Annotated in this window: 19 protein-coding genes; 15 read left to right on the forward strand and 4 right to left on the reverse strand. The window is 64.6% G+C overall.

Annotated elements, in window-relative coordinates:
* Positions 1-67 precede the first annotated feature (67 nt).
* Positions 68-490 carry a nucleoside-diphosphate kinase gene (gene ndk / locus QFZ88_RS26130; protein ID WP_024926199.1) on the reverse strand — a complete coding sequence of 141 codons (423 nt, stop codon included), beginning with the start codon at positions 488-490 and terminating at the stop codon, positions 68-70.
* An 83-nt stretch (positions 491-573) separates the two neighbouring features.
* Positions 574-1,266, reverse strand: coding sequence for a glutathione S-transferase family protein (locus tag QFZ88_RS26135; RefSeq protein WP_024926200.1), 693 nt, complete (start codon positions 1,264-1,266; stop codon positions 574-576).
* A 73-nt stretch (positions 1,267-1,339) separates the two neighbouring features.
* On the opposite strand from QFZ88_RS26135, the gene QFZ88_RS26140 reads away from it, so the two are divergent.
* The 5 genes from QFZ88_RS26140 (at position 1,340) to QFZ88_RS26160 (ending at position 6,447) form a co-directional block, all read left to right on the forward strand.
* Positions 1,340-1,849: a DinB family protein gene (locus tag QFZ88_RS26140; protein ID WP_024926201.1), complete on the forward strand. Its 510-nt coding sequence runs from the start codon at positions 1,340-1,342 to the stop codon at positions 1,847-1,849.
* A gap of 354 nt (positions 1,850-2,203) precedes the next feature.
* Complete coding sequence (locus QFZ88_RS26145; RefSeq protein WP_307420571.1) at positions 2,204-2,797, forward strand: hypothetical protein; 594 nt, start codon at positions 2,204-2,206, stop codon at positions 2,795-2,797.
* 201 nt (positions 2,798-2,998) lie between these two features.
* Positions 2,999-4,264 carry an MFS transporter gene (locus tag QFZ88_RS26150; protein WP_024926203.1) on the forward strand — a complete coding sequence of 422 codons (1,266 nt, stop codon included), beginning with the start codon at positions 2,999-3,001 and terminating at the stop codon, positions 4,262-4,264.
* Positions 4,265-4,366: 102 nt separating this feature from the next.
* Positions 4,367-6,244, forward strand: coding sequence for an ABC-F family ATP-binding cassette domain-containing protein (locus QFZ88_RS26155; RefSeq protein ID WP_024926204.1), 1,878 nt, complete (start codon positions 4,367-4,369; stop codon positions 6,242-6,244).
* Between the two features lie 26 nt (positions 6,245-6,270).
* Positions 6,271-6,447, forward strand: a complete 177-nt coding sequence (locus QFZ88_RS26160) for a hypothetical protein (RefSeq protein WP_161773090.1) — start codon at positions 6,271-6,273, stop codon at positions 6,445-6,447.
* A 116-nt stretch (positions 6,448-6,563) separates the two neighbouring features.
* Here the strand turns inward: QFZ88_RS26160 and QFZ88_RS26165 are convergent, their stop codons facing one another.
* The gene (locus tag QFZ88_RS26165; protein WP_024926205.1) at positions 6,564-7,511 is read right to left on the reverse strand and encodes an AraC family transcriptional regulator; all 948 of its coding nucleotides are present in this window, start codon (positions 7,509-7,511) and stop codon (positions 6,564-6,566) included.
* A gap of 145 nt (positions 7,512-7,656) precedes the next feature.
* A complete protein-coding gene (locus QFZ88_RS26170; protein WP_024926206.1) occupies positions 7,657-8,406 on the reverse strand; it encodes an IclR family transcriptional regulator in 750 nt (249 codons plus the stop codon).
* A 162-nt stretch (positions 8,407-8,568) separates the two neighbouring features.
* Between QFZ88_RS26170 and QFZ88_RS26175 the strand changes: the two genes are divergently transcribed.
* The 10 genes from QFZ88_RS26175 to QFZ88_RS26220 all read left to right on the forward strand — a co-directional run bounded on the left by QFZ88_RS26175 (position 8,569) and on the right by QFZ88_RS26220 (position 19,980).
* Complete coding sequence (locus tag QFZ88_RS26175; RefSeq protein ID WP_024926207.1) at positions 8,569-9,969, forward strand: transaminase; 1,401 nt, start codon at positions 8,569-8,571, stop codon at positions 9,967-9,969.
* A gap of 3 nt (positions 9,970-9,972) precedes the next feature.
* Positions 9,973-10,770, forward strand: coding sequence for an SDR family oxidoreductase (locus QFZ88_RS26180; RefSeq protein ID WP_024926208.1), 798 nt, complete (start codon positions 9,973-9,975; stop codon positions 10,768-10,770).
* Complete coding sequence (locus QFZ88_RS26185) at positions 10,767-11,540, forward strand: SDR family NAD(P)-dependent oxidoreductase (RefSeq protein WP_024926209.1); 774 nt, start codon at positions 10,767-10,769, stop codon at positions 11,538-11,540. Before QFZ88_RS26180 ends, QFZ88_RS26185 begins: the two co-directional genes overlap by 4 nt.
* Before the next feature lie 51 nt (positions 11,541-11,591).
* The gene (locus QFZ88_RS26190) at positions 11,592-13,256 is read left to right on the forward strand and encodes an amidohydrolase (RefSeq protein ID WP_024926210.1); all 1,665 of its coding nucleotides are present in this window, start codon (positions 11,592-11,594) and stop codon (positions 13,254-13,256) included.
* Positions 13,243-14,340 carry a CobW family GTP-binding protein gene (locus QFZ88_RS26195; RefSeq protein WP_024926211.1) on the forward strand — a complete coding sequence of 366 codons (1,098 nt, stop codon included), beginning with the start codon at positions 13,243-13,245 and terminating at the stop codon, positions 14,338-14,340. Before QFZ88_RS26190 ends, QFZ88_RS26195 begins: the two co-directional genes overlap by 14 nt.
* Positions 14,341-14,368: 28 nt before the next feature.
* Positions 14,369-15,553 carry an ABC transporter substrate-binding protein gene (locus QFZ88_RS26200; RefSeq protein ID WP_036254024.1) on the forward strand — a complete coding sequence of 395 codons (1,185 nt, stop codon included), beginning with the start codon at positions 14,369-14,371 and terminating at the stop codon, positions 15,551-15,553.
* Positions 15,554-15,613: 60 nt separating this feature from the next.
* Entirely contained in the window at positions 15,614-16,483 is an 870-nt protein-coding gene (locus QFZ88_RS26205; protein ID WP_024926213.1) for a branched-chain amino acid ABC transporter permease, read from the forward strand.
* On the forward strand, positions 16,470-18,185 hold the full coding sequence (locus QFZ88_RS26210) for an ABC transporter permease subunit (RefSeq protein ID WP_024926214.1): 1,716 nt from the start codon (positions 16,470-16,472) through the stop codon (positions 18,183-18,185). The genes QFZ88_RS26205 and QFZ88_RS26210 overlap by 14 nt, the downstream gene beginning before the upstream one ends.
* Positions 18,182-18,874 (forward strand): ABC transporter ATP-binding protein, encoded by a 693-nt coding sequence (locus QFZ88_RS26215; protein WP_024926215.1) that lies wholly within the window; start codon positions 18,182-18,184, stop codon positions 18,872-18,874. The genes QFZ88_RS26210 and QFZ88_RS26215 overlap by 4 nt, the downstream gene beginning before the upstream one ends.
* A 170-nt stretch (positions 18,875-19,044) precedes the next feature.
* Positions 19,045-19,980 carry a sensor domain-containing diguanylate cyclase gene (locus QFZ88_RS26220; protein ID WP_024926216.1) on the forward strand — a complete coding sequence of 312 codons (936 nt, stop codon included), beginning with the start codon at positions 19,045-19,047 and terminating at the stop codon, positions 19,978-19,980.
* Positions 19,981-20,150: the final 170 nt, after the last annotated feature.

Consider the following 20,150-nt stretch of genomic DNA (forward strand, 5'->3'; position numbering starts at 1 on the left):
AAAAAGCCGGGCAGGGTGCCCGGCTTTTTCGTCGAGAGGCAAGCCTCGTGTCCGAGGCCTATCGGTATCAGCCGACGATTTCGGTGCCCGAGAACCAGTAGGCGATCTCTTCGGCAGCAGTTTCCGGCGCGTCCGAGCCGTGCACCGAGTTCTCGCCGATCGACAGTGCGTGTACCTTGCGGATGGTGCCTTCGGCGGCGTTGGCCGGGTTGGTGGCGCCCATCACTTCGCGGTTCTTGGCGATGGCGTTGTCGCCTTCCAGAACCTGCACGATCGTCGGGCCCGACGACATGAATTCGGTCAGTTCGCCAAAGAAGGGGCGGTCCTTGTGGACGGCGTAGAAGCCCTGGGCTTCGCGCAGGCTCATCCAGACGCGGCGCGATGCGACGACGCGCAGGCCGGCGTCCTCGAGCATCTTGGTGATGGCGCCCGTGAGGTTACGCTTGGTGGCATCCGGCTTGATCATCGAGAAGGTGCGTTCGATCGCCATGGGTCGTCCTTTGGTGATGGGGATTGAGGTGTGGCGGGCTCTATACAGGCCGTCCGACGCATTGCCAAGGGGAAGAGAGGCAGTCAGGCCGCCGCGGGAACGCCGGCACCCAACCCGCCGAACAGACCGAGGCAACGGCGGAACCATTCGTCGATCGGATCGTCGTGGTCGAGCAGCGAATAGGGCGAACTCACGCGCGCCCATTGCAGCGCGCCAAAGACGATATAGTCGGCAAACAAAGGCGAGTGCCCACCAAGATAGGGCTGGTAGGAAAGCGTGCTGCGCAGGGGTTCCAGGGAGGCCCTGAACGCGCCGAGGCCTGCGTCGCGCGCAGCGGAAACATCTTCGAGCCGCTTGCCCAGTCGTGCTTCGCGGCTGCTGCGGAAATAGGGCACATTGCGCTCATCCTGCATCTGGAAGATGTCGAACACGATGGCGGTGGTGATGAACGGGTGCATGGTGATCTGTGTCCAGCGCTCGACGAAGCGAGCCATCGCCTTGCCGCCTTCGCCGCCGAAAAGCGTCGGCCTGTCCGGATAGGCCCCTTCGAGGTGGAGAGCGATTGCGAAGGAATCCGCCACAGCCCGGTCACCGTCGCGGATAACCGGAACGGTCTTGGACAGTCCATTTTCGACCTGGGCGATATCGAGGAAGCGGGTCGGAAGCGTTTCGAACGCCAGTCCCTTGTGGGCGAGCGCCATTTTCGCCTTCCAGCAATGCGGGCTGTAGGGGAGCTTTTCGTCCCGGCCGACGAGATCGTAGAGCAAAATGGTCATGGCCTTGGCCTTTCGGACGTTCTAGAGCAGTTCCCGCATTCAGGCATTCCGTTGGCGGGAACCGAGGGTAGGGATGAAAAGGCATTTCATGATGTTCGCCGCCTATAATCAATGGGCCAACAACCGCCTCTACAACGCCGCCGCCGACCTGACCGACGAAGAATTCAACCGCAACACCGGCGCTTTCTTCGGTTCGATGATGGGCACGTTGAATCACCTGCTTGTCACGGACCGCATCTGGATGAAGCGTTTCACCGGTGAAGGCGACGCGCCGTCGGCACTCGATGCCATCATTCAAAAAGCCCTGCCGGCTCTGTGGGTGGCCCGCGAAACCGAAGACAAGCGTATTGTCGACTGGGTTGAACGACTGGGCGATGCGGATATCGCCGGCCGCTTTTCCTATCTGACGGCGGATATGCGGACAATCTCGCAGAGGCTGGCGCCGGCACTCGATCACGTTTTCAACCACCAGACGCACCACCGTGGGCAGGCTCACATGATCCTGACAGTTCTCGGACGCCCTTCCTTGTCTTTGGATCTCATGTATTTCCAGCGCGCAGAAGAAGGGCGCGCCTACGCGTAATCTTTACGCATGTTCTAATTTTCATATATAATAAAATTCGACGGCAATTGACCCGAAGTGGCAAACGCGTCGAAAGCTATAAATATTGAAACGTCAGCGTGTATTGTAGGTTCTGATATTCTCCTATCGTTTTGATTTCGTGCCGGCCATGAAGGCCATGCTGTCGACGAAGCGCGAAACCATAAGGAGGATGTTATGGCTAGTTTCGTAAAGAGTCTCGCCGGAACATTGGCGAGTGGTGCCGTAGTTGTTTGTCTGGCATTTCCGGCGAATGCCGCAAGTCTTGGCGTATCCGTCGGAGGATCTGGCGGTATTAACGCCGGTGTTGGCGCCTCTATCGGTGGGTCGGGCGGTGTGAACGCCGGACTTGGCGCTTCGGTTGGCGGTTCAAACGGTGTGAACGCCGGCGCCGGTGCCTCGGTCGGTGGAACCAGCGGTGTCAATGCGGGCGCGACGGCTTCCATCGGTGGTTCCAATGGCGTGAATGCCGGCGCTGGCGCCTCGGTCGGCGGCACGAATGGTGTCACTGCCGGTCTTGGTGCCTCCGTTGGCGGTACGAGTGGCGTGAACGCCGGTCTCGGCGCTTCGGTTGGCGGCACGAACGGTGTCACTGCCGGTCTGGGGGCTTCTGTCGGCGGAACTGGCGGCCTGGGCGTCGGAGTTGGCGTAGGGGTCGGCGGCGGCACGAGTACTCCTTCGAACCCGTCTGGACCGAGTTCTCCGCGCAACCCGCTGAGCCCGGTCGCGCCGAGCGGACCGATTGTCAGCAATCCGAGCAATCCGAGCACCGTCAATCCCAACAATCCGGCCGTGCCGCGGGCTATTGCCCAATTGTCCGGCACGCAATTGGCCAAGCTCAAGATCCGCTGCGCCGAGGTGTTGAGAAGCGGAAGCTATGACAGCGACCTGCATGCCTTGTGCCTGCTTCTGGGTAAGGTCAATCGCTGAACCATCGCATTTTCCTGTAACGGACGGCCCGCTTCGGCGGGCCGTTTCGTTGCCGGTCACAGCATTCGAGTTGGGCGGGACGACAAGTTGTCTGGCCTAAATGTTCCCTTCATGTTCTCCCTTGCGGATATCTGCGACCAATGCGAAGCGATGCGCAGTCGAGTTATTTTTCGGGCGATTTTTTCGGGGCATTGGGCATTCATGAACAGCTATTCCGAACAGACAGGCCGCCTGGTTGCCCTTTTGCTCATCGCCGGCTCAGGCATCGTCGCCATCGCCAAGGGCATGAGCCTTTCGTTTCTGGCGATCAGGTTGCAGCGTGATTTCGGATTGGGACCCGCCGGCATCGGTGCGCTGATCGGGATCGGACCGTTGCTTGGCGCGATGGTCAGTCCGCTCGCCGGCACGGTTTCGGATCGGCTGGGGCGCCGTATGGTGCTCGCCATCGCCATCTCCTTTGCCGGTCTCGGCATGATCGGGCTTGGCCTCGCCCAGTCCGTTGCGGCGTTCGCGCTCTCGCACATTGCCGCCTCGATCGCCGGTGCGGTCTACGAGCCGGTGTCGCGAGCGATGATGAGTGACGCGGCGCCCGAAAAATTGCGCCTCAAGGTCTTCTCGTGGCGATATCTCGCCATCAATGCCGGTTGGGCGATCGGCCCGATGATCGGGCTGGCGTTCGGCGCGACGTCCGATGTGCTTTTCGTCGTCGCAGGTGTCGTCCATCTGGGTTTTGGGGCGGTCATCTTTCTGTTCGTGCCGGAAATCGCAGCGAACACGGAAACCGCCGCTGAGCAGCGCGTTGGCGGCCTACGACGCCTGATTGGCGCGTTTCGCGACCAGCGGCTCATGTTTTTCGCCGGTGGCGGCACCTTGCTGGTCGCTGTCTACGGGCAGTGGTCGGTGCCGCTGTCGCAATACATCACCAAGGATTTCGCCAGGGGCGTTGAGATTTTCGCGTTGCTGGTCAGCACGAACGCCGCTGCCGTGCTCGTCACCAGCACGCCGGCGCGCCTCGTCATCGAGCGCATCGGAGCGCTGCGCGCACTCGTGCTCGGTTGCCTGATGTTCCTCATCGGAAATCTGGGCTTTGCAATGTCTTCCAGCGTCGAGATGCTCGTCGTTTCAATGATTGTCTTTACGATCGGCGAAGTTCTGGTCGTGCCGGCCGAGTATATGCTGGTCGACGGCATTTCCACGGCCGCCAATCGCGGCACCTATTTCGGCGCGCACTCGTTTTCTTCGATCGGCAATTTCTTTGGACCGCTGCTGGCTGGAATGGCGCTCGGCGCCTATGGCGGAACCGGTATGTTCCTGTTGTTCGCGCTGTTTTCGGCCGGCAGCGCATTGCTTTTCGCCATCGGCCACTCGCTGCCCCCGCCGCGCCCATTGGGTGCGGGCGTTACTGCCAAGAACCCTGACGCCGTCCTCGGTGACCTGTTGCGGGCCGGCCGCTTGGTCGGAACTTGAGCCGGTCGTTGCCCGCCAGGCCAACTGGCACTGCCTCGGATTTAACGGTGTCGACTGGACGCCCTTGCCATTGTGGTCTGTCCGGGCCAAATACGCGCCGCTATGCTTATCATCAATGATCTCTCGCTCCGCATCGCCGGCCGCCTGCTTCTCGACCATGCCTCGCTGACGTTGCCGGCGGGCACGAAGGCCGGGCTCGTCGGACGCAACGGCACCGGCAAGACCACGCTGTTCAAGGCCATCACCGGCGATCTCAGCTCCGAGACCGGGTCAGTCAGCGTGCCGAAGAACACGCGCATCGGCCAGGTCGCGCAGGAAGCGCCCGGCACCGAGGATTCGCTGCTCGAGATCGTGCTTGCCGCCGACAAGGAGCGTGCGGCTCTCCTCGAAGAGGAAAAGACCGCGACCGATCCGCATCGCATCGCCGAAATCCATATCCGGCTAGCTGACATTGATGCGCATACCGCCGAATCCCGCGCCGCCACCATTCTGGCCGGCCTTGGCTTCGACGAAGTGGCGCAGCAGCGTCCGGCTTCGTCCTTTTCGGGCGGCTGGCGCATGCGTGTGGCGCTGGCCGCGGTGCTGTTCTCGCAGCCCGACCTTCTGCTCCTCGACGAGCCGACCAACTATCTCGACCTGGAAGGCACGCTCTGGCTGGAGAACTATGTTTCGAAGTACCCGCATACGGTGCTTCTGATCAGCCACGATCGCGATCTTCTGAACCGCGCGGTCAATTCGATCGTGCATCTAGACCAGCAGAAGCTGAGCTTCTGGCGCGGCGGGTACGACCAGTTCGAGCGGCAATTGTCCGAGCAGCAGGAGCTGCAGGAAAAGGGCCGGGTAAAACAGGAAGCGCAGCGCAAGCATCTGCAATCCTTCGTCGATCGCTTCCGCGCCAAGGCCTCGAAGGCGAGGCAGGCGCAGTCGCGCATCAAGGCGCTGGAGCGCATGAAGCCGATCGCCGCGCTGGTCAACGATAGCGTCAAGCCGTTCTCCTTCCCGGAGCCGGTCAAGACGGTGGCCTCGCCGATCGTTGCGCTCTCCGGTGTCAACGTCGGCTACGCGCCGGGCCAGCCGATCCTGAAGAAGATGACGCTGCGCATCGACGCCGACGATCGCATCGCGCTGCTCGGCGCCAACGGCAACGGCAAGTCGACCTTCGCCAAGTTGCTCGCCGGCAGGCTGAAGGCCGAGACCGGCACGATGACGATTGCGCCGGGGTTGAAGGTGGCGATCTTCGCCCAGCATCAGCTCGACGATCTGCGCCCCGACGAGAATGCCTATGAGCATGTGCGCCGGCTGATGCCGGAGGCGCCCGAATCGAAGGTTAGGGCGCGTGTCGCGCAATTCGGTCTGGCGACCGAGAAGATGAACACCCCCGCCAAGGATTTGTCCGGTGGCGAAAAAGCGCGCCTTCTCATGGGGTTGGCGGCTTTTGATGGACCGAACCTGTTCATCCTCGACGAGCCGACCAACCATCTCGACATCGATTCCCGCGAATCGTTGATCCATGCGCTCAACGATTTTCCGGGCGCCGTGATCCTGGTTTCCCACGACCGCCACCTGCTCGAAGCGACGGCCGACCGGCTGTGGCTAGTCAAGGACGGCGTGGTCAACCCGTATGATGGCGACCTCGACGACTACAAGACCTTGGTGACCGGCGTGTCGGGCGACCGTCGCGAGAAGCGCGAAGCCGACAAGGCCTCGAAGGCCGACCGCCGCCGCGAGGCCGCCGCAAGACGTGCAGCGCTGGAGCCTCTGGCCAAGGAAATCCGGGCGACAGAAGGACTTATGGACCGTCTGCGCAAGCGAATCGATCTGATCGAGGACGAGCTCGCCAATCCGGCGCTCTACGAAAAGGACCCGATCAAGGCGACGAGGCTGGCCAAGGAGCGTTCCGAGCTTTCCGGCCAGCTCAACGGCCATGAGGAGCGCTGGCTGACGATGTCAGCCGAATATGAGGAAGGCGTCGCGGAATAGGCGGATCAGCCGCTCGCGGTCGAAAAGTGGATATCCGCGCCGAACGGCAGCCGGAGTCAAAAAACTTCGCTTTTTCTTTTCAAGCGCTTGCGCGGATTTTGAAAGGAACGGCGATGCTTTTTGTTCACATGGGCGAAATCTGTCCGAAAATGCCCGTGTTTCCTTCGCTCGAAGGCTTATTGGCCGCGCAAATTACGAAATGACCGTGTCACCCGACCTCCGTCGAGTCGCAGCGGCGTCGAAACGAGAATCAGGATCATGAATCTGGTTCGATGAACGACCGTCCCTCCGCGTAACGGACGGACGGCCGCGCCCGATCTCAATGCAGCTTGCCGAGCACTGTGTCGCGAAGCTCGCGCGGTGCGACTTCGTATTTGGCCTTGAAGGCTCGTGAGAAGTGCGCGCTCGAATTGAAGCCGCAGGCAAAGGCGATTTCGGAAATCGAGACGTCGGCCGAGGCCAGCAGGGCCTCGCGGCTGCGCTCCAGTCGCCGGTCCCAGACGAAACGCTCCAGCGTCATGCCTTCGCCCTCGAAGGCGCGATGCAGGTAGCGGCGCGAGCAGCCCATATGGCGGGCGATCTCGTCGGTCGACAGGTTGGAGCGGGCCAGATTGGCGTCGATATAGGCGACGATGCGCTCGCGCAGCGCTTCCAGCGGGGCGCGACGCGCTTCGACCGGCTGCGGCTTGCCGCGGATCAGGCCGTTGACGAGCTGGATAAGGCTTTCGCCGACACGCCGGCAGCCGATCTCGTCGAGACGGCGTGCCTCGCCGATCGCCATCTGCATGAGGCCGGAGACGATGTGGGTCAGGCTGTCGTCTTCGCCCGGCAGCGGCAGCGGCGCGGCAAGCCGGGCCAGCGTGTCGTCGGTGAAGGTCGAACGCGGCACCTGCAGGATGAGCTGGTTGACGCCGCTGAGGTTCTGCAGCGTGTAGGCGCGCACCGGGTCGTAGATGATCGTGGATCGCGGATTGAGGTCGACGGCGATCGATTGCTGTTCGAATCGGCTGCGACCGTTGAGCTGCACGAGGATCTTGATGGCATCGGGGTCGAAGCTGCGCCAATAGGCGCGGTCATTGACCACCAGATGCGACTTGGCCCTGATTTCCGACAACCGGCAGGGCCCCAGATTGACCGAGACCAGCTTGGGGATGGATTCGGCCGACCCGCGCGCGAACCGCTGCGTGATCGGGCCGAACAACATGCGCGACGTGGACAGGAAGGCCTCGCCGTCGGCAACGCTCAGATGATGGGCGGCAGCTTGCATGTCGTTCCTCCTAGAAGCAGCCTCCCGTCTTGGCGCGGGATGGTGCTGCAGCCTAGCGCAAATGCGAGCGCGGCGCAGCCATCAAGGAACTTAACACGCTAATCATCTTCGGGGCAACGGGGCGAAGACGCGGCCGATGTCCATGTCAGACGGGGTCGCCGGCCAGCCTTGCCGAGATCTGGCGCGCCGCCCGCATCGCCGCTTCGCCCTGGCTGGCCGCAACCGCGTCGCTGGCCCGCGACATGGGGCAGGCGACGGCCATCGTGCCGATCGGCGCGTTGTCCGAACCCAGTATCGCCACAGCAACGCTGTGCACGCCTTCCTCGTAACCCTGGGCGCTGCGCGAATAGCCGTGCCTGGCGGCGAGGCGTATGGCCTCGATCAATTGGTCGCGGTCGGTGACGGTGTGCGGGGTAAAGCGATCGAGCGGCCTGTCGACATGGGTTTGCAAGATGTCGGCTCGCGAGGCGGACAGGAAGGCGATGCCCGACGCGGTGCCATGGAGCGGCAGCACCTGGCCGACATCGACATTGACGCGATTGGCCTTGGTCGACAGTTCCACATGCACGGTCAGCAGCGCGCCGGCGCTGAATTCCGAAAGGTGGACGGTCTCGCCCGTCTCGACAGACAGATCGCGTACGATGGGGGCGGCGACCCGCACATAGGGAAAATGCGCGTCGCGGATGCGGCCGAGCCGAGACAGGCCGGCGCCGAGCCGATAGCGCCGGCTATGCGGCTCTTGTTCGATCAGGCGATGGCCGGCGAGCGCGACGAGCAGTCGCCGCGCCGTCGCCTTGTCGAGCCCCGCCTTGCGGGCAATGTCCGACAGGCCGATTTCGGGCTCGGCCAGGGTGAACAGTTCCAGCAGTGAGATGGCTTTGTGAACGGTGCTCATCGAGCAGGTCTCTCCGAGATAATTAGCGTGTGAATTAACTTGACAGCACGCGATTCAACCGACAGTCTGTCTACAACATATAAAACGTCGGTTCAAATAATGAACCGAAGCGAGTTGGAACGTGTTGCGGCGACGCAGGTCCGGGCAACGCCAAGGGAGACGATGATTGTGACGGCAGCCGCCCGAACCGATTCACATGCCGCGACGATCGACACGCTGCTGGACCGCGAGCAGGAACGCTTCCTGCGTCTTCATCCTCGCTCCGCCCAGGACTGGGAAGCTGGCAAGCAACATTTCCTCTATGGCGGACCGTCGCACTGGATGCGCCGCTGGGCCGGCGGCTTTCCCGTCTATGCCGCCGAAGCCAAGGGTGCCCATATCCGCGATGTCGACGGCAACGACTATGTCGACTTCGCGCTTGGCGACACCGGCGGCATGTGCGGCCATGCCCCGGAGGCGGTGACGCGCGCGGCCGTTCGGCAATTGCAGAACGGCACCACCATGATGTTGCCGACCGAGGACAGCCTCTGGGTCGGCGCCGAACTGACGCGCCGCTTCGGCATGCCTTACTGGACGCTGACCACCTCGGCCACCGACGCCAATCGCGGCGCCATCCGCATCGCCCGCATGATCACGGGCCGGCCGAAGGTGCTGGTCTTCTCCGGCTGCTATCACGGCGGCGTCGAGGAAGCGCATGTCGAAATCCGCGACGGGCGCGTCGGCCTGCGCAACATGATCCATCCGAACGGCGTCGATCATTCCACCGTCTCGCGCGTGGTCGAGTTCAACGATGTCGCGGCCCTTGAGCAGGCGCTGTCGGCCGGCGACGTCGCCTGCGTGCTGACCGAGCCGCTGATGACCAATTTCGGCATGATCCCGGTGGCCGACGGTTTCCACGAAGCGCTGCGCGAAATCACCCGGCGCACCGGCACGGTGCTGATCATTGACGAGACCCACACCATTTCCAGCGGGCCGGGCGGCTACACCAGCCAGCACGGCCTGGAGCCGGACATTCTCGTAGCGGGCAAGGCGATCGCCGGTGGCATTCCGGCCGGCGTGTTCGGCGTTTCCCAGGAGATTGCGGAACGGCTGTGGGCGATCGTGCCGATGGTCAACCCGCGCGTGCGGCAGTCAGCCCATCTCGGCATCGGCGGCACGCTGGCCGGCAATGCGCTGACGGTGGCCACCATGCGCGCGGTGCTGGAAGAGGTGCTGACGCCGGCGAACTTCGAACGGATGATCGCCAATGCCACACGCCTTGCCGACGGCGCGCGCGGCATCATCGAGGCGCGCAAATTGCCCTGGCACGTCACCCAGATCGGTGCGCGCGCCGAGATCATGTTCATGCCGAAGCCGCCGCGCAACGGCGCCGACGTGATCGCCGGCCGGCGCGGCGACCTCGAGACGCTGCTGCACGCCTATTACATGAACGAAGGCATATTGGTGACGCCGTTCCACACAATGTTCCTGATGTGCCCGGCGACGACGGCCGCTCAAGTCGACCGTCATACCGAGGTTTTCGGACGCTTCGTCGATCTTTTGGCCGACGCGGGAGTGTCCTGACCGATGAGCGCGCCCGCCTTCGATCTGAGCGGACGGGTCGCCCTGGTGACGGGCGGCGGACGCGGCATCGGCGCCGCGATCGCGACGCGTTTGGCCGAGGCCGGAGCTTCCGTCGTCATCGCCAACCGCACGCTCGATGTCGCGGAAGCGCTCGCCGCCGACCTCACCGCTCGCAACCTTTCGGCGCGGACCGCGCCGTTGCCGGGTCTCGGAAGGGCGGAGTTGCATGATCTCGTCGGCAGCGCGGCGGCAGGGGCGGGACGGCTCGACATCGTCGTGCACAATGCCGGCGGCTGTCCCTGGGCGTCGATCGACGAGCTGGACGAAGAGAAGCTCGAACAGGCGCTGTCGCTGAACCTCAAGGCCTGTTTCTGGCTGGCGCAGGCGGCGGCGCCGATCATGCGCAGGCAGAATTTCGGCCGCATCCTGGTGACGTCGTCGGTCTCGGCGCGTGTCGCCATGGCCGGCGGCGCGCATTATTCGGCGGCCAAGGCCGGCGTGAACGCCTTTATCCGGGGCGCCGCCTTCGAATATGCCCGCGACGGCATCACGGTGAACGGCGTCGAGCCGGGCTTCATCGCCAAGGATCGCGGCTCGATGAGCAAGCCTGAGGTGGCGGACAGGCTCGGCCAGTTCATCCCGGTCGGCCACTATGGCGAGGCCGACGATATCGCCTTCGCCATGCTCTATCTGGCGTCTGAGCAAGCCAAATACACCACCGGCCAGACCATCGTCGTCGACGGCGGCTCGACCCTGCCGGAAACCGGATACGCGGTCGAAAAGCATTGGGGGCTGTCGTGAGCGGGCGTTTGCAGGGGCGCAGGGCGCTGATCACCGGTGCCGCCACCGGCATGGGGCGGGCGACCGCCGAATTGTTCAGCAGGCAGGGCGCCGAGATCGTGCTGTTCGGCCTCGGTGGTGAGGCATTGGACGATGCGGCGAAGGCAAGCGGCGGCAGGGCCGTGCATGGCGACATCACCGAGAAAGCCGACGTCAACCGCGCCATCGATGCCTGCGATGGCCAGCTCGACATCGTCGTCAATGCCGCCGGGTTGATGATCCTCGACGAACCGGAAACGCTGACCGACGAGACCTGGGAGAAAAGCTTCGCCGTCAATGTCACCGGTTCGATGATGGTGTGCCGGGCGGCGCTGCCATTGCTGAAGAAAAAGGGCGGCGCGGTCGTCAACATCGCCTCGGTCGGCGCCTTCAACGCCAGCGCCCAGAACGCCGCATATTCGGCGAGCAAGGCGGCGCTCGTCTCCTACACACGCTCGCTCGCCTATGCGCACGGGCCGGACGGCATCCGCGCCAACGCGCTGGCGCCGGGCTGGGTGCGCACGCCGATGAGCGAGGAGGAGATGGAGGCCGCCGCTGCCCTGAGCGGCGCGACGCCGGAACAGGAATTCGCGGCGCTGACCGGACGCATCGCGCTGAGGCGCATCGCCGACCCCGCCGAGATCGCGTCCTGCTGCCTTTTTCTCGCGTCCGACGAGGCGTCGTTCGTGACGGGCGCGGTGCTGGTTGCCGACGGCGGAGGACGGGCGCCGACCCACAACAGGGCGGTGTGAGGAGAACACGGTCGGCAAACGGCCGAATGCATTGGGTGGAGGAAATTGAGAATGCCTGACAAAAGTGCCGACCTGGTTCTTGGGCAGGGCCGCATCTACACGATGAACCGCAGGCAGCCCTGGGCATCGCATGTTGCGGTGAAGGGCGGCCGCATCGTCGCGGTCGGCGACGCGGCGAGCGTCGCGCCTTTTACCGGCAAGAATACGCGTTCGGTCGATCTCAAGGGCACGATGCTGATGCCGGGCGTCGTCGACGTGCACGCCCATTTGATGATGGGCGGCCAGGCGGAACTGTTCGAGCTGCGTTATGCCTCGACCTCCAGCTTCGAGACCATTGTCGAGAAGGTGCGCGAGAAGGCGGCCTCGACCAAGCCCGGCAGCTGGATCATCGGCGGCCAGTGGGGCAGCGACCTGCATGCGAAGCTGAACAGCCTCGAAGCGCTGGCCAGGCTGGATGATGCCGCGCAAGGCCGTCCGGTGATGCTGCGCGACGACAGCTATCACAACCGCTGGGTGAATTCCGAAGCGATGCGGCTGGCCGGCATCACCCGGGAGACGCCGGACCCCGACAAGGGCTCGATCGGCCGCGACCCGGCAACCGGCGCGCCGACCGGCCTGATGATCGAATCCGCCTCGGGCCTGGTCGAAAGCGTGATCGCCAATTCCGGCTACTACACGCAGGAAATGGACCGGGCGGCGATGGCGCAATCCATCTCGACGCTGAATTCCTACGGCGTGACGGCCTTTCTGGACGCCGCCGCCATGCAGCCGATCCTGGCCGCGTTGAAGGGCCTCGACGATCGCGGCGAACTGACCGCCTGGTCGGTGTCGGCGATGCCGGCGGTGGAACCGTCCTTCATGTTCGGCATCGCCGGCGACGAGTTGATCGCGCTGAAGGAGCAGTATCGCAGCGCCCATGCCAAGCCGGACTTCGTGAAGGTCTTCCTCGACGGCGTGCCGGGCGCCAAGACCGCCGCCTTCCACGAGCCCTATGTCGCCGACCCGATCCTGGGCTGCTGTTTCCGCGGCTCGACCATCGTCACCGTGCCGGACCTGATCCGCTGGGTCGGCAAATGCGAAAAGCTCGGGCTGGCGGTGAAGATCCACTGCGCCGGCGATGCGGCGGTGACCCAGGCACTCGACGCCATCGATGTCGTGCGCTCCTTCAATGGCCCGACCAGGCTGATCCACCACATCGCCCATGCCAGCTATATCGCGCCCGCCGACATTGCGCGCTTCGCCGAACTCGGCGTCGCCGCCGATTTGTCGCCGTTCCTCTGGTATCCGACCAGCTTCCTCGAGGGTCACAAGCAGGCGATGGGCGTGGAGCGGGCGCTGCGCTTCTGGCCGAACAAGCAATTGTTGGCGGCCGGCGCGCTGCTGGCCGGCGGTTCCGACTGGCCGGTGATGCCCAATCCCGACCCGTGGAACGGCATCGAGGGCCTGGTGACGCGCCAGAACCCGAGCGGCGAGTTCGCCGGCGAAGCGCTCTGGCCGGAAGAGGCGATCGACGTCGCCACAGCACTCGAGATCTTCACCATCAACTCGGCCCGCGCCATCGGGCTCGGCGAGACGATCGGCTCGATCGAGGTCGGCAAGTCGGCCGACTTCATCGAACTCGACCGCAACGTGCTCGACATTCCGGCCGACGAGATCGCCGACATCAAGGTGATGACCACCTGGTTCGAGGGGAGGGTGGTGTATGAACGAAGCTGACGCTGGGCTCATCCCGGTCACCATCCTCACCGGCTTCCTCGGCTCCGGCAAGACGACGCTGCTCAACCGGCTGCTGAAAGAGCCCTCGCTGGCGGGTGCGGCCGTCATCGTCAACGAGTTCGGCGCGGTCGGGCTCGACCATCTGCTGATCGAGGCCAGCGAGGAGCAGTTCCAGTTGCTCGACAATGGCTGCGTGTGCTGCACGGTGCGTGGCGATCTGGTCGAGACGCTGAAGGCGCTGCACCGCCGCACCGCCGAGGGCGAGCTGCCGCAACTCAGCCGCGTCGTCATCGAGACGACGGGTCTGGCCGATCCCGCGCCGATCCTGCACACGCTGATCGCCGAACCGGAGCTCGCCAGCCGCTACCGCATCGCCGGTGTGGTCACCACGGTCGACGCCGTCAACGGTCCGGCGACGCTGGAGCGCCATGCCGAGGCGGCGAAGCAGGTGGCGGTGGCCGACCGCCTGATCATCACCAAGGCCGATCTTGCCGACGGCTGGACGGTGGAAGCGCTGGAGCGCCGGCTTGCGGCGCTGGCGCCGGCGGCGGAGCGGAGCCTCGTCGCGGATGTCGAGCTGGAGACCCTGCTCGACGCCGAGACGCTTGCGGGCGAGGCGCGGGCGGACAGGATCGCGGCATGGTTCGACAAGGCCGAGCAGTCGGTTCACGACCACGCGCATGAATGCGGCGCCGGTTGCGATCACCATGACCATGACCACCATCATGATCATGGCCGCCACCACGGCATCCAGTCCTACAGCTTCGTCATCGACGAGCCGGTCGAGTGGTCGGCCTTCGCCACCTGGCTCGACTACGTCGCGGCGTTGAAGGGGGAGGACCTTCTGCGCCTGAAGGGGCTGGTCTGCGTCGCCGACGATCCGGAACGTCCGCTGGTGCTGCACGGCGTGCAGCATGTGTTCCATCCGCCGGTCCGGCTCGACGCTTGGCCGTCTGAGGATCGGCGCACCAGGCTCGTCTTTATCGTCCGCGATATCGCGCGGGAGGTGATCGAACGGACGCTCGTGAAATTCGCCGGGGTTCGCCCGGCGGGACCGCAGGCGCCCGAAAGACATGCGGCATGACAACCAACAATCAAGGGGAGTGAGACACATGCATTGGAAATCAGCTTTGCTTTCTGGCGTCTTTGCCGCGATCGGCATCGGCGCCCTGACGGGAGGTGCCGCGGCCGCCGGTCCGACCTGCGCCAACGGCACGATCAAGGTCGGCGCGGTCTCGACCATCACCGGCCCCGCCGATTTCAGCGAAGTGCCGAAGGCGACGCAGGCTGCGTTCGATGCCGTCAACGCCGCCGGCGGCATCAATGGCTGCAAGATCGAATACACGATCGCCGACGACAAGGCCGATCCCGCCGTTGCCGCCCAGGCCGCGCGCGACCTGATCGACAACAAGGAAGCGGTCGCCCTCGTCGGTTCGGGCAGCCTGCTCGACTGCGCCGTCAACGCCGTCAACTACAGCCGCAAGAAGGTCCTGTCGGTGCAGGGGCTGGGTGTCGACGCCGCCTGTTTCTCCTCGCCCAGCGTCGCACCCGTCAATGTCGGCCCGTTCACGCTGTCGACCGCCATGGGCTACTACGCAACCAATGTGCTGAAGAGCCAGAAGTTCTGCGCTTTCTTCATCATCATCGGCGGCACCCAGGAAGCCTATAAGAAGGGTATCGAGGATTGGGAGAAGATCACCGGCCAGAAGGTGCATCTGCTCGATCTGACGCTGCCGTTCCAGGGCGACCTGACGCCCTACGTCATCAAGGCGCGCGATGCCGGCTGCGACACGGTGCTGACCAACCAGGTCGAGCCGCAGGTGGTGCAACTGATCAAGACGGTGGATGCGCAGAAGATCACCGGCATCAACTGGCTGTTCCTGGCGCCGGGCTACACGGTGCAGGTGGCGAAGGCGCTCGCCGACACCAAGCAGCCGATCTATGCCGGCACCGAATGGGAGCCCTTCACCGAAACCGGGTCGGCCGCCAACGCTCAATGGATCGCCGACATGAACAAAGCCGGCCGGCCGCTCACCGCCTTCTCGCAGGGTGGCTATCTGGCCGCCAAGATGTTCCTCAAGGTGATCGAGGGCATCGATGGCGAAGTGACGCGCGAAAGCGTGAGCAAGGCGCTTCTGCAAATGAAGCCGATCTCCGATCCGCTCGCCGGCTCGCCCTACGTATTCGGTGAAGCAAAGACCCATTCGCCGATGCGCGCTACCAAGGTCATGAAGCTCGAAATGGGGGCCTGGAAGGTGGAGACACCGGAATGGGTCGTGCTTCCTGACGCAAAGTAGCCGCTGGCTGGGGGGCGGCGGACAGGTTCCGCCGTCCTCTTTTTTCATTCGGGATCATCAATGAATTCGTTTCTCACACCCGCAATCGCGGGGCTGGCGGCAGGCGGCACCTATGCGCTGCTCGGCGTCTGCGCCGTCTTCACCTACCGGCTCGTCGCCGTGGTCAATTTCACCGGTGCCGCGATCGGCTCGGCCGGCACCTTCGCGCTGATCGCGCTGACCGAGACTGGTTATCCGACATTTCCGTCGGTCATCGCCGGCATCCTGGTCGGCGCCGCGGTCGGTGTCGCGATCGGTTTCATCATGACCCGCTGGTTCGCGGAAGCGAGCCCGTCGACCAAGGCGGCGGTGACGGCGGCCATGCTGGTCGGCCTGATCGCCATCGGGTTGCGACTGACCGGCGGCCAGCATCCGCGCGTCATGCCGGACCTGTTTCCGGGCTCGGCCTTCCGCATGGCTGGCGTCGAGGTGACGATCGCCTCCGTTCTCACCATCGGCCTTGCCGTGCTTTTCACCGTGCTGTCCGACCTGTTCCTTAACCGCACCCGCATTGGCCTGCATCTTCGCGCGCTGTCGGAGCGGCCGCTTGCCGCCGAACTCTTGGGCGTCAAGGTCAGGCTTTTGTCTCTCCTGGTATGGGGTGCGACCGGCGCCTTCACCACCTTCGCGCTGATGATCATCGCGCCGCAGCGCTCGCCGAACTTCATGACACTGAGCCTGCTGGTTGTTCCGGCGCTGGCGGCTGCCCTTGTCGGGCTGTTCCGCAGCTTCTGGCTGACGCTTGCCGGCGGCATTCTGCTCGGCGTCGCCGAGGGCCTGGCGAGCTCGGTCGATTCGATCAGCCAATACCGCAGCGCCATTCCGTTCCTGGTCATCTTGGCCGTGCTTCTGTGGTCGCAGAGGGAGGCCCGCTGGGATGAAGCGCGCTAGTATCCGGGCCTCGCTCGTCATTCTTGCCGCCGCCATCGTGCTGGGCGGTGTCATCGTCGGGCTTTTGCCGTCCTATTGGGTGTTCCTGGCGACATCGGTGCTGATCACCGGCGTCGCGCTGCAGAGCCTCGGTCTCGTCGCCGGTCGCACCGGCATGATCGCGCTGTGCCAGATGTCCTTCGCCGGTGTCGGCGCATGGACGGTGGGTTATCTCAACCTCGCCGAAGCGCCGGGCGGACTGGCGACATGGATCCTGCTCGGCGGGTTTGCCGCCGTGCCGCTGGGCGTCGCCATCGGCCTGCCGGCGCTGCGCCTGCGCGGCATCAACCTTGCCATCGTCACTCTGTCCTTCGCCGCCGCCTTCGACGTCATCCTGGCGACCATGACCTTTCCCGGCCAGACCGCCTTCATCCAGGTGCCGCGACCGGCATTGTTCGACAGCGACGAGGGCTATTTCATCTTCGCGCTGATCTTCTATGTCGCGATTGCCGTCGTGCTGGAATTCCTGGCGCGTTCGCGGCTGGGAGCTTCCTGGCTGGCGGTGCGCCATTCCGAGCGCGCCGCCGCCGCCCACGGCGTCAGCGTCGCCAAGGCTAAATTGTCCGCCTTCGCCATCAGCGCCTTCATTGCCGGTATCTCCGGCGGCTTGCTGGCCGGTTATCTCGGCACGCTGGTCGCCGAGAATTTCTCGATGATGCAGTCGCTCAGCCTCTATGCGGTGGCGGTGATGACCGGCGCGCATTTTGCCGAAGGCGCCATCATCGGCGGCATTCTGGTGGTCATGTTCCCCGAACTGCTGCGTCGCTTCAACCTGCCGCAGGATCTCGGCAACGTGCTGTTCGCGGTCGGCGCGGTGCAGGCACTGTCGACCGGCGAGACGATGAGCGAGACCTTCCGCCGCCTGTTTCGCAAGCTGGCGCGCCGGCCGGGTCGGGTCGGCGGCGCGAAGGGCGATGACGGCGGCCTGCCGGCGCGCGTGTCGCATCCGGCGGGTGCTGCCCTGCAGGTGGACAAGCTGACCGTGCGCTATGGCAGCGTGGTTGCTCTCGATGGTGTCGACCTGACCGTTCCGGCCGGCATCGTCGCGGGCCTGATCGGCCCGAACGGCGCCGGCAAATCGACTTTCATCGACGCGGTGTCGGGGTTCCTTCGTTCCTATGAAGGATCCGTGCGATTGGGCGGCGTTGCACTCGAGGGACGGTCCGCGCATGAGCGCGCCCGTGCCGGCGTGCGCCGCACCTGGCAGACCAACCGCATCGCGCCGGAACTGACCGTCGGCGGCTATCTGCGGCTGGCGGCGGGAAACCTGACGGAGACCGAGGTGCGCGCGATGCTGGACTGGCTGGATTGCCCGGACCCGGAAACACCTGTCGTTGCCGTCGATGCCGGCACGCGCCGTCTGCTCGATGTCGCCGGCGTGGTGGCGGCGAGGCCCGCCGTCATCCTGCTGGACGAACCCGCCGCCGGCCAGTCGCACGAAGAGACGTTGAGGCTTGGCAGGCGCATCGCCGAAATTCCGGCGCGCTTCGGCTCCTCCGTGCTGCTCGTCGAGCACGACATGGATCTGGTGCGCAGCGCCTGCAGCCAGGTGACCGTGCTCGATTTCGGCCGTGTCATCGCGTCCGGCCCGCCGGCTGTTGTGCTCGACCAGAGCGCGGTCAAGCGCGCCTATCTCGGCATTGAGGAGAGTGTCGCGGCATGAGCGAACTTGTCATTTCTTCGCTGTCGATCAGCCGGGCCGAACTGCCGGTTGTCACGGGCCTCGACGCGCGCGTCGAAAGCGGCTCGATCAGTGTCGTTTTGGGCGCCAACGGTGCCGGCAAGACGACCTTGCTGGAAGGATTGTCCGGCGTCATCCCGGTCAGCGGCGGCGTGGTTTCGATCGACGGCCGCGAAATCCAGAAGGCGAGGCCCGGCCAGCGCTCGCGCGAGGGGCTGGCGCATGTCGAACAGGGCCGCACCATTTTCAGCCAGCTGACCACCGAGGAGAATTTGCGCGTGGCGCTGCGCGACGGCAGCGGTCTTTCCGAAGCCTATGCGCTGTTTCCGGAACTTCTGCAGCGCCGTTCCGTGCGGGCCGGCCTGTTGTCGGGCGGCGAGCAGCAGATGCTGGTGATTGCGCGTGCGCTGCTGACCCGGCCGAAGGTTTTGATGATCGACGAGATGTCGGCGGGGCTGGCGCCGGTGATCGTGTCCAGGCTGATGGCGGCGGTGCGCCGGCTGGCCGACACCGGCCTCGCGGTCCTTCTGGTCGAGCAGTTCGCAGCGCTCGCTCTGTCGATCGGCGACCGCGCCTATGTCATGCGCCGCGGCCGCGTCGTCTATGACGGCGACTGCCCGAGCCTGCTGCGCGCGCCGGACGAATTGCACCGGCTTTATCTCGGAGGGTAGGGCGGTCCGCCGCACCCACTTCGCCGCCCGATTTTTGCACACGCAAGCCGGACGGCGTCTGGTGTAATGGGGCTAAGTCCCGGATGTTTTAGCCGCTTCGCAAAAACGACACGTGCACAAGCGATCCTTGTTAAGGATTTGTTAAATGCGCGGTCTTGCTATTGGCGGCCATGGACGACGTGTTTCTGAAACTGTCGGAAATTCAGGAGCGTTCCGGCGCGTTCATTGCGCTTTACGACGGTTCCGACTGCTTGCGCTTCGCCAACCGGGCCTTTCGGGAAGCCTATTTCATCGAACCGGACGAAACGCCGCTCTGGGCGGATCTGATGCGCCGCAACTTCGCCGCCGCGCGCGGCACGGTGATCCGCACCCATGCCTTCGAGGAATGGCTGGTCTCGACGCAATCCCGGCGCGGCAAGGTCGGCTTCAGGGCGTTCGAGACCGATCTCGCCGACGGCCGCTGGCTCTGGATGACCGAAACCGTCGACGACAATGGCTGGATGCTGTGCATCGCCTCCGACATCACCTCGATCCGGGCGGCCGAACGCAAAGTGCGGCAGGACCGCGACTTTGCCATGAAAGTTGCCCAGACCGATGAACTGACCGGCGTCGCCAACCGCCGTTTCGTCCTGGCCCGCGCCGAGGACGTCATCGCCAAGGCCGCCGCCTTGTCCAAGAGCGTCGGCTGCCTGGCGATCCTCGACCTCGACAATTTCAAATACATCAACGACCGTTTCGGCCATGCAGCGGGCGACATCGTGCTGCGCGACTTCGCCAGGAAGATCCACGGACAGGTACGCCGGCTGGACAGTTTTGGCCGGATCGGCGGCGAGGAGTTCGCCCTCGTCCTGCCGGCGACCCGGCTGGAAGAGGCCGAACTGATTGTCGGCCGCATGCTGCTTCAGGTCAGGCAATCGCGCCCGCTCAGGGGCAATGCGGAATTCACCTACACATTCTCCGCCGGGATTTCCGAAGTCCGCGGCAACGATACGCTCGACACGCTCTATGAGCGCGCCGACAAGGCGCTTTATTGCGCCAAGCTCGGCGGCCGCGACCGCATCCAGGTGGAAAAGCCGACCGAAGGCGAGCCCGCGGCGGTCGGTTGACGCGGGGAGGGGGCTGGCGCGCATCCCTGGGGAAAAAGATGTAGCCGGTTTCCGAGCCTTTTTGCCGCGCAAACCGGCGGATTTGCGGGCTTTTCGACCTTGTGTTGCGCTCCCGTCAGTACCGGGTCGCGGAAAAAAATCACAAAGACGGCAAAACTATCCACATCGGC

This window comes from Mesorhizobium sp. YL-MeA3-2017, from assembly GCF_030814575.1.
Lineage (GTDB): Bacteria > Pseudomonadota > Alphaproteobacteria > Rhizobiales > Rhizobiaceae > Mesorhizobium > Mesorhizobium terrae.

Bases quoted from the DNA above. Each gene is read 5' to 3' on its own strand.
- QFZ88_RS26135 (WP_024926200.1), bottom strand. From the start codon at position 1,266: ATGACCATTTTGCTCTACGATCTCGTCGGCCGGGACGAAAAGCTCCCC.
- ndk (WP_024926199.1), bottom strand. From the start codon at position 490: ATGGCGATCGAACGCACCTTCTCGATGATCAAGCCGGATGCCACCAAG.
- QFZ88_RS26140 (WP_024926201.1), top strand. From the start codon at position 1,340: ATGAAAAGGCATTTCATGATGTTCGCCGCCTATAATCAATGGGCCAAC.
- QFZ88_RS26195 (WP_024926211.1), top strand. From the start codon at position 13,243: ATGAACGAAGCTGACGCTGGGCTCATCCCGGTCACCATCCTCACCGGC.
- QFZ88_RS26175 (WP_024926207.1), top strand. From the start codon at position 8,569: ATGATTGTGACGGCAGCCGCCCGAACCGATTCACATGCCGCGACGATC.
- QFZ88_RS26200 (WP_036254024.1), top strand. From the start codon at position 14,369: ATGCATTGGAAATCAGCTTTGCTTTCTGGCGTCTTTGCCGCGATCGGC.
- QFZ88_RS26165 (WP_024926205.1), bottom strand. From the start codon at position 7,511: ATGCAAGCTGCCGCCCATCATCTGAGCGTTGCCGACGGCGAGGCCTTC.
- QFZ88_RS26190 (WP_024926210.1), top strand. From the start codon at position 11,592: ATGCCTGACAAAAGTGCCGACCTGGTTCTTGGGCAGGGCCGCATCTAC.
- QFZ88_RS26150 (WP_024926203.1), top strand. From the start codon at position 2,999: ATGAACAGCTATTCCGAACAGACAGGCCGCCTGGTTGCCCTTTTGCTC.
- QFZ88_RS26215 (WP_024926215.1), top strand. From the start codon at position 18,182: ATGAGCGAACTTGTCATTTCTTCGCTGTCGATCAGCCGGGCCGAACTG.
- QFZ88_RS26155 (WP_024926204.1), top strand. From the start codon at position 4,367: ATGCTTATCATCAATGATCTCTCGCTCCGCATCGCCGGCCGCCTGCTT.
- QFZ88_RS26170 (WP_024926206.1), bottom strand. From the start codon at position 8,406: ATGAGCACCGTTCACAAAGCCATCTCACTGCTGGAACTGTTCACCCTG.
- QFZ88_RS26220 (WP_024926216.1), top strand. From the start codon at position 19,045: ATGGACGACGTGTTTCTGAAACTGTCGGAAATTCAGGAGCGTTCCGGC.
- QFZ88_RS26210 (WP_024926214.1), top strand. From the start codon at position 16,470: ATGAAGCGCGCTAGTATCCGGGCCTCGCTCGTCATTCTTGCCGCCGCC.
- QFZ88_RS26205 (WP_024926213.1), top strand. From the start codon at position 15,614: ATGAATTCGTTTCTCACACCCGCAATCGCGGGGCTGGCGGCAGGCGGC.
- QFZ88_RS26180 (WP_024926208.1), top strand. From the start codon at position 9,973: ATGAGCGCGCCCGCCTTCGATCTGAGCGGACGGGTCGCCCTGGTGACG.